Origin of the sequence: Sphingomonas kyungheensis (assembly GCF_037120395.1) — a bacterium.
Taxonomy (GTDB): Bacteria; Pseudomonadota; Alphaproteobacteria; order Sphingomonadales; family Sphingomonadaceae; genus Sphingomonas; species Sphingomonas kyungheensis.
This window is the reverse complement of record NZ_JBBBDM010000005.1, coordinates 112,194-127,800: the sequence shown is the minus strand read 5'-3', so window position 1 is coordinate 127,800 and position 15,607 is coordinate 112,194. Positions and strand designations below refer to the sequence as shown.

Annotated in this window: 17 protein-coding genes; 8 read left to right on the top strand and 9 right to left on the bottom strand. The window is 71.9% G+C overall.

The window, feature by feature from the left end; all coding sequences use genetic code 11:
- Positions 1-68 precede the first annotated feature (68 nt).
- From V8201_RS12375 to V8201_RS12365, 3 genes are all read right to left on the bottom strand, one after another.
- Complete coding sequence (locus tag V8201_RS12375; protein ID WP_336545485.1) at positions 69-794, bottom strand: Crp/Fnr family transcriptional regulator; 726 nt, start codon at positions 792-794, stop codon at positions 69-71.
- A 63-nt stretch (positions 795-857) separates the two neighbouring features.
- On the bottom strand, positions 858-1,364 hold the full coding sequence (locus V8201_RS12370) for an RES family NAD+ phosphorylase (RefSeq protein WP_336545484.1): 507 nt from the start codon (positions 1,362-1,364) through the stop codon (positions 858-860).
- A 26-nt stretch (positions 1,365-1,390) separates the two neighbouring features.
- Positions 1,391-1,741, bottom strand: coding sequence for a hypothetical protein (locus V8201_RS12365; protein WP_037533948.1), 351 nt, complete (start codon positions 1,739-1,741; stop codon positions 1,391-1,393).
- A 94-nt stretch (positions 1,742-1,835) separates the two neighbouring features.
- Between V8201_RS12365 and V8201_RS12360 the strand changes: the two genes are divergently transcribed.
- Positions 1,836-2,261 (top strand): hypothetical protein, encoded by a 426-nt coding sequence (locus tag V8201_RS12360; protein ID WP_037533949.1) that lies wholly within the window; start codon positions 1,836-1,838, stop codon positions 2,259-2,261.
- Between the two features lie 13 nt (positions 2,262-2,274).
- Here V8201_RS12360 and V8201_RS12355 read toward each other — a convergent pair whose 3' ends face one another.
- The 5 genes from V8201_RS12355 to V8201_RS12335 all read right to left on the bottom strand — a co-directional run bounded on the left by V8201_RS12355 (position 2,275) and on the right by V8201_RS12335 (position 5,401).
- Entirely contained in the window at positions 2,275-2,514 is a 240-nt protein-coding gene (locus V8201_RS12355) for a hypothetical protein (RefSeq protein ID WP_037533950.1), read from the bottom strand.
- Positions 2,515-2,687: 173 nt separating this feature from the next.
- The gene (locus V8201_RS12350) at positions 2,688-3,131 is read right to left on the bottom strand and encodes a hypothetical protein (protein WP_037534004.1); all 444 of its coding nucleotides are present in this window, start codon (positions 3,129-3,131) and stop codon (positions 2,688-2,690) included.
- On the bottom strand, positions 3,128-3,943 hold the full coding sequence (locus V8201_RS12345; RefSeq protein WP_336545483.1) for an FAD:protein FMN transferase: 816 nt from the start codon (positions 3,941-3,943) through the stop codon (positions 3,128-3,130). The genes V8201_RS12350 and V8201_RS12345 overlap by 4 nt, the downstream gene beginning before the upstream one ends.
- A 19-nt stretch (positions 3,944-3,962) precedes the next feature.
- Complete coding sequence (locus V8201_RS12340) at positions 3,963-4,499, bottom strand: FMN-binding protein (RefSeq protein WP_336545482.1); 537 nt, start codon at positions 4,497-4,499, stop codon at positions 3,963-3,965.
- Positions 4,496-5,401: a DUF6662 family protein gene (locus tag V8201_RS12335; RefSeq protein ID WP_336545481.1), complete on the bottom strand. Its 906-nt coding sequence runs from the start codon at positions 5,399-5,401 to the stop codon at positions 4,496-4,498. The genes V8201_RS12340 and V8201_RS12335 overlap by 4 nt, the downstream gene beginning before the upstream one ends.
- Before the next feature lie 161 nt (positions 5,402-5,562).
- Between V8201_RS12335 and V8201_RS12330 the strand changes: the two genes are divergently transcribed.
- The 5 genes from V8201_RS12330 to V8201_RS12310 all read left to right on the top strand — a co-directional run bounded on the left by V8201_RS12330 (position 5,563) and on the right by V8201_RS12310 (position 9,669).
- A complete protein-coding gene (locus tag V8201_RS12330) occupies positions 5,563-5,988 on the top strand; it encodes a hypothetical protein (RefSeq protein WP_336545480.1) in 426 nt (141 codons plus the stop codon).
- Positions 5,989-6,477: 489 nt separating this feature from the next.
- Positions 6,478-7,473, top strand: coding sequence for a diguanylate cyclase domain-containing protein (locus V8201_RS12325; RefSeq protein ID WP_051583399.1), 996 nt, complete (start codon positions 6,478-6,480; stop codon positions 7,471-7,473).
- On the top strand, positions 7,433-8,248 hold the full coding sequence (locus V8201_RS12320; RefSeq protein ID WP_336545479.1) for a hypothetical protein: 816 nt from the start codon (positions 7,433-7,435) through the stop codon (positions 8,246-8,248). The genes V8201_RS12325 and V8201_RS12320 overlap by 41 nt, the downstream gene beginning before the upstream one ends.
- A 212-nt stretch (positions 8,249-8,460) precedes the next feature.
- A complete protein-coding gene (locus V8201_RS12315) occupies positions 8,461-8,613 on the top strand; it encodes a hypothetical protein (protein WP_153810796.1) in 153 nt (50 codons plus the stop codon).
- Positions 8,614-8,670: 57 nt separating this feature from the next.
- The gene (locus tag V8201_RS12310) at positions 8,671-9,669 is read left to right on the top strand and encodes an alpha/beta fold hydrolase (protein WP_336545478.1); all 999 of its coding nucleotides are present in this window, start codon (positions 8,671-8,673) and stop codon (positions 9,667-9,669) included.
- Between the two features lie 248 nt (positions 9,670-9,917).
- Here V8201_RS12310 and V8201_RS12305 read toward each other — a convergent pair whose 3' ends face one another.
- Positions 9,918-11,234: a chloride channel protein gene (locus V8201_RS12305; RefSeq protein WP_336545477.1), complete on the bottom strand. Its 1,317-nt coding sequence runs from the start codon at positions 11,232-11,234 to the stop codon at positions 9,918-9,920.
- Between the two features lie 163 nt (positions 11,235-11,397).
- On the opposite strand from V8201_RS12305, the gene V8201_RS12300 reads away from it, so the two are divergent.
- Both V8201_RS12300 and V8201_RS12295 read left to right on the top strand, forming a co-directional pair.
- Positions 11,398-13,059: a methyl-accepting chemotaxis protein gene (locus V8201_RS12300; RefSeq protein ID WP_336545476.1), complete on the top strand. Its 1,662-nt coding sequence runs from the start codon at positions 11,398-11,400 to the stop codon at positions 13,057-13,059.
- 467 nt (positions 13,060-13,526) lie between these two features.
- Positions 13,527-15,470, top strand: a complete 1,944-nt coding sequence (locus V8201_RS12295; RefSeq protein ID WP_336545475.1) for a methyl-accepting chemotaxis protein — start codon at positions 13,527-13,529, stop codon at positions 15,468-15,470.
- Positions 15,471-15,607 lie beyond the last annotated feature (137 nt).

The window sequence follows — 15,607 nt, the reverse complement described above, 5'->3', positions numbered from 1 at the left end:
GAGCCGATGACGGGCAACATACCCGCTCACGCACCTTCTCCGCGCCTCCGCGCCTCTGCGTGAACCCTCTAGATCGCCGGCGGCAGCCACGCGGCGTCGAAGCGGAGCGCGCGCGGCAGGATCGGGGAGAGCGCGCGCAGCCGCGGCAGGTCGAGCAGGCGGATCGTCGTGCCGTCGCGCGCGATCAGCCCCTCCTCGCGGAAGTCGCGCAGCTTGCGGTTGACGTGGACCGCGGTCAGCCCGGCGAGATCGCCGATCGCCTCCTGGGTCAGCGGCAGGTCGAAGCCGTCGTCGACCACCAGGCCGAGCGGCAGCAGCCGCGCATGCAGGTCGAGCAGCAGCCGCGCGAGCTGTTCGCGCGCGGAGGCGCGGCCGGTCACCGCCAGCGTGTCCATCAGCGACACCCGCTCGGCCTGGGCGGCGAAGGTGAACAGCGCGGCGAGCCGCGGCAGGCGGGTGTAGACCGCGCCGAGCCGCGTGAACGGCACGAAGGCGACGGTCGCCTCGGTCACCATGGTCAGCGTATCGGCCGCATGCGGCAGCACCATGCTCGGCGTGCCAAGCATGTCGCCGGGCAGATGCACCTTCTGGATCAGCCGCGCGCCGTTGCGCAGCATGATCGACGAGGTGATCCAGCCGCGGATATGGAGGTAGAAGCCCGACACCGGCGCGCCTTCCGGCCGGATCATATGGCCGGGCGGGCGGGTGACCGGCGCATCGCCCAACGTGACGAGCGCCGTCTCCTCGTCACGGGTCAGGTCGGCGAGTGCACGGTAACGGTGGAGCGGATACAATCCCTGACATTCCTACCCAATGGATGGTCGAAGCGTACCATAGGGATAAGAGTTCAAAATGGTTCAACTTTTAGCGTCGTCGGATGTCTCGCCGGTCAACACCGCCTCGGGATCGAGCAGCGTCAGCGCCGCACCCGGACCGGCCGTGCGCGTGTCGTGCCAGCGCCACAGCACCAGATTGCTGCCACCGGCCTGCTGCACCGACGGCACCAGCGCGCCGTCGGCGCCGGCATCGCGCAGCGTCTCGGCCAGCGTCCAGGTCGGTGGGACGCAATGGTCGAGCTGGAACAGCCGCCGCCAGGCACAGCCGAGCACCGCCGGATCGCCGCCGCGCAGATCCGCGATCGCGTCCGCGCGGATGTCGAAGGCGACCAACGTCCCCGGCCTGACCAGATCCTGATGCATCTCAGCAATCGCGGTGGCATGATCGGCAGACAGGTAGAGTGCTGCCATTCCCGGCGGGTTCCAGCGGCCGCCGGTCAGATGTGCGCCGCTGTCGAACGGCCGCCGCTGCCAGCGCACGCCGAGCATCCGCCAGAAACGTCCGGCGAGCGGGACAAGGTCAGTCATCGTCCGCTCGGCGCGCCGCGCCATGTTCAGGCATAGACGCCCTGATCCATCGACTCGAGCGTCCACAGCACCGCCGCCGCCTCGCCCGCCTCGACCAGCTGCTCGGCGGTTTTGCCGAAGCCGGCGATCGGCTGGTGGCGGAACCAGATGATCGCCTTGCCCTCGTCGCCGGAGAGTTCCGCGGCGCGCGCGATGATCCGCGCGATCTCGCCGAGCTTGGCCTGGACCGCCGGGCTTTCGGGACGCGCGGTCATCGTGTTGCGGTTGACCCGCGCCAGCTTGGCGAGCTGCGTCAGCGGCAGCCGCAGCCGCCCGGCGAGCCGACGCGGTGCGATCAGATCGGCGTCGCGGATGTCATCAAGAAAGGCGGCAAGCATGGATGCACTCCCTGCCCGTTATATGCACCCGTTATCGCTCGGCGGCAAGTCCGACGCGGCAGGCACCGGGCGCGGCCATGTGCGTTGTCGACGGATGATCCGTTCCGCTGCCGCGCTGCTCGCCCTCCTTCTGACCGGCGTTGGCGCGCAAGGCGCCGCGCCACGGCCGGGCGGCGTCTACCCGCTCATCCCGGGCATCTACGTCTCGCACGGTTCGGGCTGCGCCGATCCCGCCAATGCGGTGATCCGCCAATATGACGGGCAAGGCCTCAGCGGCGCGCACAGCCGGGCGTGCGTCGCGCGCGTGCTTGCCCGCGCCGGGCGGCGCTATACCGTCCGCCAGTCGTGCATCGACGCCGGCGCCGGCCCCGCCCCGCGCGTCGCCGAGCGGCAGGTCGTGACGGTGCTCGACGCGCGCCGCTTCACGCTGGCGACGCGCGGGCCGGCGACGCTGTATCGCTATTGCCCGCCCGCGCAGCTGCCGGCCGGGCTGCGCAGCGCGCTGCGCCGCCCGGCCTGACATCGCCGTTGCGTCAGCGGCAGACGCGGACGCGGCGGTGGTGACGGATCACGGTGCGGCAGCGGTCGTGCCGGCCGAAGTGACGGCCGCGGTCGTGCCGGCCGTAATGCGGGCCGCGATGATCGCGCTCATAGCGGCCATGGTCGCGGTCGCGGTCGTGGCGCTGCGCATCGGCGGTGCCGGCAAGGCCGAGCGTCGCGGCGAACAGGCCGACGGCACCGAGGATGCGGGGAAGGATACGGGGGGTGGTCATGCCTGTCTCTCCGGACCCGTGACTGGGTCGATGCGGAGATTACGCAGGCGACATGACATCGTTCCTGACCAAATTGTCGCCATCTGTCGCAGGCGCGCGTTGACGATGCGGCGAATAACATGGCTATTCCCCGCATGATTTGCGGCGATCCGTTGCTGCATGGGGAGGCTCTGTCAGAGGTCCGGCGCTGCCCTCCCCCGTCGCGCCCGCCCGCGCGCGGTCAGCCGGTGGGCGAGGAAGACCGGCAGGCCGGCAAGGCCGAGCAGCCAGTGCAGTTGCGCGATCCCGGCGCGCCAGTCGTCGTCGGCGACGTAATAGAGCAGCCAGCCGCTGCCGGTCAGCACCAGCGTCACGCTGACCAAGAGCGCCCCCGACAGCCGCGCGCGCCGCATCCGCCAGCGCGGGCCGATGTGCACGCCCCACAGCAGCCCGAGCAGCGCCACCGCGGCATAGCCGCAGCCGCCGTGCAGGCGCAGCGCCCAGGGCTCGACCGGGCTCGGCACCGGGCCGTAATCGCCCGGCCGGACCAGCCAGTGATGCGCGACCAGCCAGCCCGCGCCGCTCGCCCAGAGCAGCGCCGCAACGAGGCACACCCATCGGCGTCGCGCCGGCGTCATCGCGCCGCGCCCCACGATCCGGCGTCGGGCGCGAGCGTCTGCCAGTCGCCGCCGGCACGGCTGCAATAGGCGACGGCGCGATGGCGGGCGAGCAGCGGCAGCGCCGCCGCGCCGGCGACGAGGACGATCTTGGTCAGCGCATCGGCGTCGCGGCAGCGCGGCGCCACCACGCTGACGAAGCCCGCCGGCGCCGCCGCGCCGCTGCGCCCGTCGCGATGCTGCGCCGCGCCGCGATCGGCCCAGGCCGCGGCGACATCGCTGCTCGCCAGCGCGCCGCGGTCGAGCGCGACCACCGCCGCCGGCGCCGCATGGCCGGGTGCGAGCCGGATGCGATAGCCACCGCCGAGCACCGCGAGGTCGCCGCCGGCATTGACGATCGCGCGGCGCACGCCCGCCGCGCGCAACGCCGCGCAGGCGCGGTCGACCGCATAGCCCTTGGCGATCCCCGACAGGTCGAGCCGCAGCCGTCGTGCGACGCGGACGCGGCGGCCGGCGAGCGCGAGGTCGCGCCAGCTCGCGCCGTCGCCGGGCAGCACCGGGTCGAACAGTCCGTCGCTCGCCGCGGCGAGGCGCAGCGCGGCGCGCAGGCAGGCGGCGGTGGCGCGGTCGACCGTCACCGCCGCGCCGCCGCCGGCGCGCGCGATCGCGGCGAGGTCGCTGTCCGCCGCCTGCGCGCTCATCACCCGGTGGACGTGCGCGATCGCCGCGAAGCCGCGCGCGATCGCCGCCGCGACATCGCCGCCCCCGCCCCCCTCGTCGACGCGGATCAAGACCAATGTGCCGAGCAGCGGCCGGATGCGCTCGACCGGCATCCCCCCGATCGGCACCCCCTCAGCCGGCAAAGACGACGCCGTTGGTCGCGAGCAGCCGGCGCACGCCCTCGGTGACGTGGCGCGCCGACAGCGTGCCGCCGGAGAGGCCGTGGATGTCGCGGTCGAGCCGCAGCGGCGCGCCGTCGCGCTTGCCGGTGAACTGCCGCCGCCACGCCGGATCGCGCACCTGCCCGCCGTAGCTCTCGCGATAGTCGAGGATCTCGAGCCCGCGCACCGCGCCGCCCGCGTCGAGCGCGAGCGCCAGCGTGATCATCTCATGCTTGCCGAGCACCTGATCGACGAACAATCGACCGCCGTCGGGCGCGCGCCAGCTGTGCACCGTCTTCGACAGCACCGCGACGTCGCTGCGCCGGTGGATCGCGGCGATCTGCTCCGCCGTCAGCACGCGGTCGTCGGCGACCAGCGCGACGTGCGGGAACAGGATCGCCTGCGCCTCGGCGAGCGTCATCGTGGTGCGCGCCCAGCCCGGCGCGGCGACCGCGGCGGTCGCGGTGATCAGCGTCGCACCGGCCCAGCGCCTGCGCCGCCCCCTCACAGCGGGATGCCGAGCTTGAAGGTCAGCTCGTTGCGTTCGTGGCTGCGCAGGAACAGCCGGTTGCCGATGTCATTGCCGTCCTCGTCATGGCCGGGGGCGCCGGCGAACTGGCGCAGCAGGCCGAGCGTCGCCCACAGATGCTGGTCGGCATAATGGACCACCGGCCCCGCCCAATAGACCGAATGTTCGTGATGGGTGAAATTGCCGTATTCGTTGTGGTTGCGGAACTCGCCGCCGACGAAGACGCGCGGCGCGACGCGATAGGTGACGCCGAGTTCGTTGTTCCAGTCGAGCTCGCTGTTGGTATCGGGCCGGCCGGCGAAGCGGATCGATTCCGCCTCGAGGACGAGATTGTAGGCGACGATCACCCGGTCCTGCGCAAAATTCTTCTGCACGATCGCGCGGCCTTCGAGCGAGAAGGTGCCGGGCGCGTAGCGCAGCCCGTTGTGCAGGTCGTGAAAGGCATATTCGGGTTCGAGATAGAGCGCGAGGCCCCAGCCGTGGCGCGACTTGTACGGGCTGAGCGCGCGATAGACGAATTCGGTCGAGATGCTCTCCAGCGTGACATTGTGGCGGGTGAAGCCGGTGTCGGCATGGTCGTCGTCGTCGTCGCTTGTCCGCGTCGCGTGCATGCGGTTGGCGTTGACGTAGAGCGCCGCCTGGAAATTGTCGGTGACGCCATATTCGACCTCGGTGCGCAGGTCGGTGGCATCGTAATGGCCGAAGACGCGGCCGGCGCGCTCGCGCACCACCTGCTCGATCTCGACATGGCCGGCGGGGGTGAGATCAGCGGTATAGACGCGCGAGAACATCCCCTCGCTCGCCCGCGCCGGGCCCGCCGCCGCCACGCCGGCGCAGACCAGGGCGAGCGCAATCCCGTCGCGCCGCAGACCGAAAGCCATGATCGTCTCTTTCCCCGATAGTGATTATCATTAGCTTATAGACGGCGGTCGCGGCCTGCGGTCGCCGGTCGCGGCGATTGTCGGTTCCGGCATGTGGCGCGCGCGTCGGGCGGGGGCGCCGCGCCGCTATAATAAGCGAGGACCGTGAACGGGAGGCAGCGGTGGAACTGGGGGAGATCATCGATCAGGCCGACGAATTCGTCGCCTTTCACGAAGAGCAGAGCGGCGAGCGGCTCGATTATACGCCGGCCAGCCTGGTCGCGCTCGACGCGATGCTGACCGCGCTGTTCGACCGCCGCGTCGACTCGGCGGATGCGGGCGATCTGGTGATCGGCGCGGCCGCCTATCTCGGCGAGGTGATCCGCCGCATGCTCGGCGGCAGCTGGCACGACGGCGACGGCGTCGCCGAGGTGATCAACCCCCGGTTGCAGGTGGGCAGCGTCTCGCTCTGGCCGGTCGAGAGCGTCATGCGCTGCATCGCCGACGGCCCCGAGGAATCGCTGACGCAATATTACGCCACCCTCACCACCCTCGTCGCGCCCACCCAGGCCGACACCCGCTACACCGCCGTCCGCGCCTCCGCCTGAACCGGCGGAAAGCCTTGCCCCGCCGGCCGGGGGGAACGTCACGCGACGCCGCGAGCAACGGGTTCACGCGGAGGCGCGGAGGCGCGGAGAGTGCGCGCGGATGGATAGGTGCCGCCCGCCAACGGCCGGAGAAAAAAGCTGCGTGCGCACGCGACAGCTTCGCGTCTTCGCCTGACCCCTGCGGCGCCAGCCGCCTTCCCGCTTCATGAAAGCGACGGCGCATCTCCGGACGCACCCGTTCCGCGCCTCCGCGCCTCCGCGTGAACCCAAGGGCGTCAGCCGAGCGCCCGGCGGAGGCGTCGTGCGGCTCGCACCGCACGCCCGGTCGCGCCTGCGCCCTGCGCGGATCCGGCGCCGGCGCCTATACCATGTAGGCGCGCGCGCCGCAGCGAGATGCCATGCGGTGATGGTTGCCGACCCCAGGGGGAGGCGGTAGATCAGTCAGATCGTCTGTCCTTGTGCGGCGACCCGGTCGAAAGCAGAGTCCCGATGGCGGCGTTTGAACTGGCCCGAGAGGCCCTGGCATTTCTCGAACATCATCGGCTCCCGCCCAGCGAGGTCTATCGCGATCTCGCCGCGCGCTATCTGGCGACGCCGGGCTCGCCGCTCGCGCGTGAGATCGACGCGGCGATCGACGGCGGGCTGCGCCTCACCGCCGCCGATGCGACGCGGCTCGTCGATCTATATTGCCGCGACCGGTCGGACGACATCCGCTGGCGCGAGCATCGCGTCGCGCAGCAGGCGGATGCGCTCGGCTCGCTCGCCGCCGAGGCGCACGACGTCACCCGTGCGCTCGGCGCCGATCTCGGCACGGCGCAGGCGACCCCCGCCGATACCGATGCGATCGTCGCGCGACTGGTGCAGGCCGAGCGCGAGCTCGCCGATCTGCGCGCCGAGCTCGCGCTGCTCCGCGACACGATCGCGGGCGCGGTGCCGCGCCGCGACGATGGCCGCGACGAGCTGACCGCGGCGCTCGACCAGGCGGGCGGCGAGCGGCTGTTGCAGGAGGTGGCGCTGTCGGGGCGCAGCTATGTGATGGTGCTGTTCGGCATCGATGCGCTGGTGGGGATCAACGCGCGCTACGGCCGTTCGGTCGGCAACAACGTGCTCAGCGCCTTCGCCGCGACGTTGCGCCAGAGCTTCCCCGACGAGGAGCTGATCCGGTGGAGCGGCAATGAATTCATCGTCGTGATGCGTGACGTCGCGCTGATCATGGCGCGCGCCCGCGCCGACGAGGCGCTGCGCGCCTTTCACGCGCGCCGGCTCAAGCTGCGCGGCAGCGGCGAGACGATCGACCCCGTCACCGCCTCGGTCGGCATCGTCGTCGGCCGCGGCGACGAGACCACCGCCTCGCTCGAACAGGCGCGGCTGCATCTTGCCGCGGCGCGCGACCGCGTCGCCGCCGATTCGGCTATAATGGACAGGTACAGTCGGGATGACGTCCATGAAGCCAGTCCGCATCGCATCGGTGATCCCGCCGGCTGATCGGTCGGCCCGCGGCGACATCGCGCCACAGGCGGCGCAGGACGATCCGGCGTTCGGCACCCGGCAGGCGCGCGCCGATGCGTGCACCGCGATCCGCACGCTCGCCGCGGTCGCCGCCGCGCAGCACGACCATCACGCCGAACAGGCGCAGGCCGCCGCCAAGATCGCCCAGCTCAAGGCGCGGCTCAATATGCTCAAGCTGCTCTACGCCAGCGATTCCGGCAAGCTCGCCGCCGCGGCGGTGCAGATCGCGCGCGAACTCGCCCGCGCGGTCGACGATTATGTCCGCGCCGGCGGCAGCGGCCTGTCGCTCGGCGGCTCGCTCGCCACCGATCCCGCCGCGCCGTTCGAGGCCGAACCCGCCGACACCGCCGCCGCCGCGCTGGCCCCCGCCACGGCCGCCGCTGCCGCTCCCGCCGCACAGGCCGCCGCCGGCGCTGCCGCCGCCGCGGCGCGGCACGACGCCACCGGCGACACTGGCAAGGGCGACACCGCCGCCGCGACCGGCACGGGCCAGACCCCTGCGCATACCGCCCTGCCCGGTCTCGGCGGCCCCAACGATCCCGCAACGGTCGTCGCCGACGTCCATCAACTGGTCCGCATGCTGCGCGACATCCTGCGCGACGCCGAACGCCGGCAACACGCGCCCGACCGCGAACAGGCGACCAGCGACCTCGATCAGGCCGATGCCGAGATCGCGCGCGTCCCCACCGGCTATGCCGCGACGCTCGCCCGCATCCCCGCCGCCGCACCGACGGTCGTGATCGCGGGGTAAGCGGGCGGCAAGGCGGCACGCCTTGCACCAAGCGTTGCAGGCACTTGACGTCAGCGACCCGCATGTCGGGGGCGGTGCAGGATTGTCTCGCCGTGACGGTCAAAGAGGCCGCCGGATGAACAACCCCTCATCCCGCCGTCACCGAAACGTCTGATGGACCTGCTATGGCGGGTGACGCCGGGCCATCGCCCGGGTCCGACGAGGAAGACGACATGGCCGACGATCGCGAGGCGCTGCTGCTGCTCGAAGATGCGCTGCGCATCCTCGACCGGCTCGGGCTGGCGCTGCCCGCCGTCTATGTGAGCCAGTCGATCGCGACGCTGGAGGACAGCGTCAAGCGCGACGCGCACGCCAGTCTCCACTGACCGGAACGCCCGTCGCATCAAGGGGTTGATCCGGCCATATCCGGCGGGAGACCGAGCATGCCGACGATCGCCTGCGACGATGTCATCATCGATTATCACGACCAGGGCAGCCGCAGCGCCCCGGTGATCCTGTTGCTCCACGGCTGGCCCGACGATGCCTCGACCTGGGACCAGGTCGCGCCGGTGCTCGCCGATGCCGGCTTCCGCGTCATCGTGCCGACGCTGCGCGGCTTCGGCGCGACGCGCTTCGTCGATGCCGCCGCGCCACGCACCGGCAACAGCGCGATCCTGGCGATGGACGCGATCGCGCTGCTCGATGCGCTCGGCATCCGCCGCGTCATGGTCGCCGGCCACGACTGGGGATCGAATATCGCCGAGGCGCTCGCGGTCGGCTGGCCGGAACGGGTGGTGCGGCTGGCGATGCTGTCGACGCCGCCGCGGCTCGGCGGCATGCCGACGCCGTCGTTCGAACAGGCGCAGCGGCAATGGTATCACTGGTTCATGGCGACCGCGCGCGGCGCGCAGGCGGTGCGCGACGATCGCAAGGGCTTCGCGCATCGCCACTGGGTCAATTGGTCGCCGCCGGGCTGGTTCGACGAGGCGACCTTCCGCCGCGTCGCGCGCGCCTTCGACAATCCCGACTGGGTCGACGTCACGCTGCACAGCTATCGCGCGCGCTGGGGCGAGGCGCATCCCGATCCGCGCAGCCAGTGGCTCGAGGACAAGGTGCGCGCCACCGCGACGCTCGACCTGCCCGCGCTCTACATCCAGGGCGACGCCGACGGGGTCAATCCGCCCGAGGCGTCGCACGACGTCGCCGCCAAATTCGCCGGGCCGTTCGCGCGCATCCGCCTCGCCGGGGTTGGCCATTTCCCGCAGCGCGAGGCGCCCGCGGCGGTCGCGCGCCACCTGCTCGCGCTGTTCGCGGGCGATCCTGCGACGCTCGCCGATACGCCGGAGCGCGGGGCCGGTGCCCGGCTCTCCGTGGGCATCGGCCTCGCCGCGCTGGCGCTCGCCGCCTTCGGCCTCGCCCGGGTGCGCCGCGGGGCGGCCTAACGGGTCACGCGAAGCCGCGAAGGAAGAGAGGCACGCGGAGGCGCGGAGGGCGCGCGCGGGAGGATAAGATGCTGCCCGCTATCGGCGGAGGAATAAGCCTGCGCGCGGCCCTTCACCAAAAATCCGGCTGCCGCCGCGGGGGCGGCAGCCGTAGGGGTCCATCTAAGGATCGCCAGGCACAGGGTACTGAAGCACTGGCGAACGATGCCATAGCATCACTGATCCATGTGTGTCAGCCATATAATACACTAAGACGGTCGATGCGGCGAGAAGGTCGCCGACAGGCCGTGGTAGAGCTTCTCGCGGCAGACCGCCTGGCTCGCCCCGTCGGCGATGAACGCCGCGGCGAACATCGGCAGCATCAGCCCGCGGCTCGCCGTCGTCTCCGACAGGATGATCACCGCGGTGAGCGGCGCGCGCACCACGCCGGTGAAATAGGCGACCATGCCGAGGATCACCACCGCGCCGGTCGGATCGTCGGGGAAGACCGCGCGCAGCAGGTTGCCGACGCCGGCGCCGACCGCGAGGCTGGGGGCGAAGATGCCGCCGGGCAGCCCCGCCACCGCGGTGGCGAGCGTCGCGGCGAATTTGGCGGGGCCGAACCACAAGGGCGCATCGACCCCGCCGATCATGCCGCGCGCCGCGCCATAGCCGGTGCCCCAGGTCAGGCCGGTGGCGACGCCGAGCGCGGCGACGACCAGCCCGCAGGCGCCGGCGAACAGCACCGGGCGCGCCTTGCTCCACCGCGTCAGCCGGTGCCGGCCGCTGGCGAGCGCGAGCATCGCCCGCGCGAAGGCGCCACCCGCGAGGCCGCCGGCGAGCCCCGCCACCGGCACCACCACCAGCGCCGCGCCGAGCGACATATGCGCGCCGATCACGCCGAAATAGACGTAATTGCCGGTCAGGCTCTGCGCGACCATGCCGGCGATGACGATCGAGGAGAGCACCATCAGCGTCATCCGCTGCTCATAGGCGGCGGCCAGTTCCTCGATCGCGAACAGCACGCCGGCGAGCGGGGTGTTGAACGCCGCGGCGACGCCGGCCGCGCCGCCGGCGATCACCACCGTGCTCTTGAGCGTCACCCGCATCAGCCGGTGGCTGACCCCCATCACCGCCGCGGCGAGCTGCACCGTCGGCCCCTCGCGGCCGACACTGCCGCCGCACAGGATCGCGCCCATCGTCAGCAGCACCTTGCCTGCCACCGTCTTCACCGCGATCAGATTGCCGGTCGCCGCGGCGGGATCGTCGCGCGCCGCCATCACCTGCGGAATGCCCGATCCGCGCGCCAGCGGCACGTAGCGGCGGGTCAGCCAGACCAGCGCCATGAAGCCGAGCGGCGTCGACAGCAGCGGCAGCCACGGCTGGCGCCGGACGAAGCCGTCGAACAGCGCCGAGGTCGCGTCGGCGAGCTCGGCGAACAGCACCGCGACGATGCCGATCGCCACCGCCCCGGTGGTCACCGCGATCCGCTGGCGGAAGCGCACCGAGGTCGGCCCGCGCGCGCGCAGCAGCGCGCGGAAGCGCGCAGGGGTCCAGCGACGGCCACGGCGGGGAAGATGAGCCATGATGCGTCTTAGGCACAGCAGCCGCCGGGCGTCACCCCGCTTGACGCGCCAAGCCGCGAAGATGTCGCTTCGTCAAATAGACGTGCGCGATCAGGACGGTCGCCGGGCGAGCTATCATAGACTGTGGCGCGGCGGACCCCGCGTCCTGTCCAAAGGCCCCGTCATGCGACCCTATGTCTCGCTCAAGCCCTCGGCCCATATCGACGTCGCGATCCAGGAGGTGCGCCGGCTGCGGCAGGCGCTGGCGCAGGGGCGGCTCGGCGCGCGCAGCGATCCGTCGGCGGGCAGCGGCGCGGTGCGCACGTTGCTCGGCGAGATCGACGCGCTGCTCGATGCGGCGACCCATCCGGTCGAGGCGCTGCGCGACGAGGCGGCGACGCTGATCGCCGCGCACAACCGCGGCGAGGTCGATGCGGTCATGCCGGTGACACGCTTCACCGGCGACCTTGCCGCGATCGCGCGCGACGTCAACGCTGCGGTCGACTGGCACGTGCAATCGGCGCGCCGCATCGTCGCCTGCGTGCGGGCGTTCGGCGCCGGCGATTTCGACGCGCCGCTTGCCCCCTTCCCCGGCAAGGCGGCGTCGGGCAATCAGGTGATCGAGCAGATGCGCGCCAACCTGCGCGACATCACCGCCGAGATCCAGCGGCTGATCGCCGCCGCCACCGCCGGCCGGCTGCGCGAACGCGGCGAGGCGGCGCGCTTCCAGGGCGATTTCGCCGGGCTGATCGCCGGGATCAACGGCATGCTCGATGCGACGCTGCTGCCGATCGGCGAGAGCAACCGCGTGCTCGATCTGGTCAGCACCGGCTCGCTACTCGAACGCGTCGAGATCGCCTGCGAGGGCGATCACCAGCGGATGAAGGAGGCGGTCAACCGGCTGGTCGAGGCGCTCACCCGGGTCGTCGGCACGATCGCGGCCGCCGCGGCGCAGGTCGCCGGGGGCAGCCAGCAATTGTCCGCCGGCGCCGACCGGATGAGCCAGGGCGCGAGCGAGCAGGCCGCCGCGGCCGAACAGGCCTCCGCCTCGATGGAAGAGATGGCCGCCAACATCAAACAGAATGCCGACAATGCCGCGCAGACCGAGAAGATCGCCCGCCAGTCCTCCGCCGAGGCGGAACGCAGCGGTGCCGCCGTCGCCTGTGCGGTCGGGGCGATGCGGACGATCGCCGACAAGATCGGCATCGTCCAGGAGATCGCGCGCCAGACCGACCTGCTCGCCCTCAACGCCGCGGTCGAGGCGGCACGCGCCGGCGATCACGGCAAGGGCTTCGCCGTCGTCGCCGCCGAGGTGCGCAAGCTCGCCGAGCGCAGCCAGGCCGCCGCGGCGGACATATCGCGGGTGTCGGGGGAGACGGTGGTGGCGGCGACCGACGCGGGCGCGATGCTCGCGCGGCTGGTGCCGGAGATCCGCCGCACCGCCGAACTGGTCGCCGAGATCAGCGCGGCGTGTCGCGAACAGGATCTCGGCGCCGCGCAGATCAGCCAGGCGATCCAGCAGCTCGACACGGTGACGCAGCAGAATGCCGCCGCGGCCGAACAGATCAGCGCCACCGCGGCGACGCTCGCCGACCAGGCGGAGGAGCTGCAGCAGGGCATCGCCTTCTTCCGCTGCGCCGACACGCCGGTCGCGGCCCCGCCGGTGCGCGTCGCGACGCGTCACCCCGCCACCGCGAAGCGCCCCGCGATCAAGGGCACGACATCGGCGCGGCTGCTGACGCCGCGTCCCGGCCCGCTCGCCGACCGGTCGCGCCTGCGCGGCTATGCGCTCGACCTCAGCGCCGGCACCGGCGATGCCGACGATGCCGGCTTCGAACGGATGTGACGCGCGCCGCCCGCGCCGGCGCCTGACCGTACCGTTGCGTCGAACGTGATGAATGTCAGAGCCTTGGCGAGGCGCGGCGCGGCCCGTCGACGGCGGGCCGTGCCGGACCGCCCGCCACCGGGATGACCGGCCGGTGCACAGGGCCAGACAGGCGGTGGCCGAGCCCGCGCAACGGGCGCATGACCGCCGCTCTGCCGTCGGCGTCGACCATCGGTCGCCGACCTCTGTGGCGCCATACCGCTTTAACTAAAACTTAAGTCCATAATCGACATGGAGCGGTCGTGACCCTATGTCGCGTCGAACGCGGGGAGCGGCCGTCTCCCGGAGCGGGTGTCACCCGCCCGACCTGATGTTCGAACGTGACCATCGGCCGCGCTTCCGCCGCCCCGTCATCCGCCGGATGCCGGTGTCTTCGCCGTGGCCGTCATCCCCGGGGATGGCGGCGCCATCGATCAAGAGAGTCTGCCATGCGTCCTTATCTCTCGCTTTCCTCCGCCGCCCATATCGATGTCGCGATCGGCGAGGTGCAGCGACTGCGGCAGGCGATCGCGCAGGGGCGGCTCGGCGAACGCAGCGATCCCGCCGTGGCGAGCGGCGCGACGCGCCGGCTGCTCGACGAGGTCGACGCGCTGGTCGAGGCGGCGACCGCGCCGGTCGCGCAGCTGCGCGAGGCGGTGGCGACGCTCGCCGCCGATCATGCCCGCGGCGAGATCGACGCGACGCTGCCGGTCGTGCGCTTCACCGGCGACCTCGCCGCGGTGACGCGCGAGGTCAATGGCGTGATCGCCGGCCATATCGACGCCAAGCGCCAGGCGATGGCCTGCGTCCGCGCCTTCGGCGAGGGCGATTTCGACGCGTCGCTGCCCGCCTTCCCGGGCAAGAAGGCGTTCATCAACGAGACGATCGAGCTGTTGCGCGCCAATTTGCGGCGGCTGATCGCCGAGATGACGCGCATGTCGGCGGACCATGATCGCGGCGACATCGACGTGTTCGTGCCGGTCGAGGCGTTCACCGGCGATTTTCGCACGATGGCGACGGGGATCAACACGATGGTCGCAGGCCATATCGCGGTCAAGAAACAGGCGATGGCGTGTATCGCCCAGTTCGGCGAAGGCGATTTCAACGCGCCGCTCGCCGCCTTTCCAGGCAAGAAGGCGTTCATCAACGACACGATCGAGCTGCTGCGCGGCAATCTGCGCGAGATCACCGCCGAGATCCAGCGGCTGATCGTCGCCTCGACCGCCGGCCAGCTGCGCGAGCGCGGCGACGTCGCGCGCTTCCGCGGCGATTTCGCCGGGCTGATCGCCGGGATCAACGGCATGCTCGATGCGATCCTGCTGCCGATCGGAGAGGGCAATCGCGTGCTCGATCTGGTCAGCACCGGCTCGCTGCTCGAACGCGTCGAGATCGCCTGCGACGGCGATCACCAGCGGATGAAGGAGTCGGTCAACCGGCTGATCGATGCGCTGTCCGGCTTCGCCGGCAACGTCACCGAAGCGGCGGACCGGATGGCCGAGGGCAGCCAGCAGCTGTCGTCGAGCGCCGAGCAGGTCAGCCAGGGCGCGACCGAACAGGCCGCCGCGGCGGAAGAGGCCTCGGCATCGATGGAGCAGATGGCGGCGAACATCAAACAGAATGCCGACAATGCCGCGCAGACCGAGAAGATCGCCCGCCAGTCGTCGGCGGAGGCCGAGCGCAGCGGCGAGGCGGTGGCGCGCGCGGTCACCGCGATGCGGACGATCGCCGAGCGGATCGGCATCGTCCAGGAGATCGCGCGACAGACCGACCTGCTCGCCTTGAACGCCGCGGTCGAGGCGGCGCGCGCCGGCGATCACGGCAAGGGCTTCGCCGTCGTCGCCGCCGAGGTGCGCAAGCTCGCCGAGCGCAGCCAGACCGCCGCGGCGGAGATTTCGGCGATGTCGGGCGACACGGTCGGCGCGGCGACCGAGGCCGGCGCGATGCTGACCCGGCTGGTGCCGGAGATCCGCCGCACCGCCGAGCTCGTCGCGGAGATCAGCGCGGCGTGCCGCGAACAGGACCTCGGCGCCGCGCAGGTCAGCCAGGCGATCCAGCAACTCGATGCGGTGACGCAGCAGAATGCCTCCGCCTCGGACCAGATCAGTGCCACCGCGGCGACGCTCGCCGATCAGGCGGAGGAGCTGCAACAGGGGCTCGCCTTCTTCCGCCGCGGTGACGCCGCTTCCGGCACTCCCCGCCCCCGCCCCGCCGCGAAGCCGCGCGTCGCCAAACGCCCCGCTGCGCAGCGCACCGCGATCCAGGGGACGCGCGCCGCGCGGCTGCTGACGCCGCGGCCGGGCACGCTGACCGACCAGACCCGTGTGCGCGGCTTCGCCCTCGACCTTGCCGCCGGCGAGGTCGATGCCGAGGACGCCGAGTTCGAGCGGATCTGACCCGTCGCGCCGCCGTCGACCGGGATGATAGGCCTGCCCTCACGCCGAAATGGCGGCGATCGTTGCCGACGAACGGGCAGCTGCCGCACTCTTCCCCGCGTTGACTATATTATGTTGCATAACCATCCGCGGGCAGG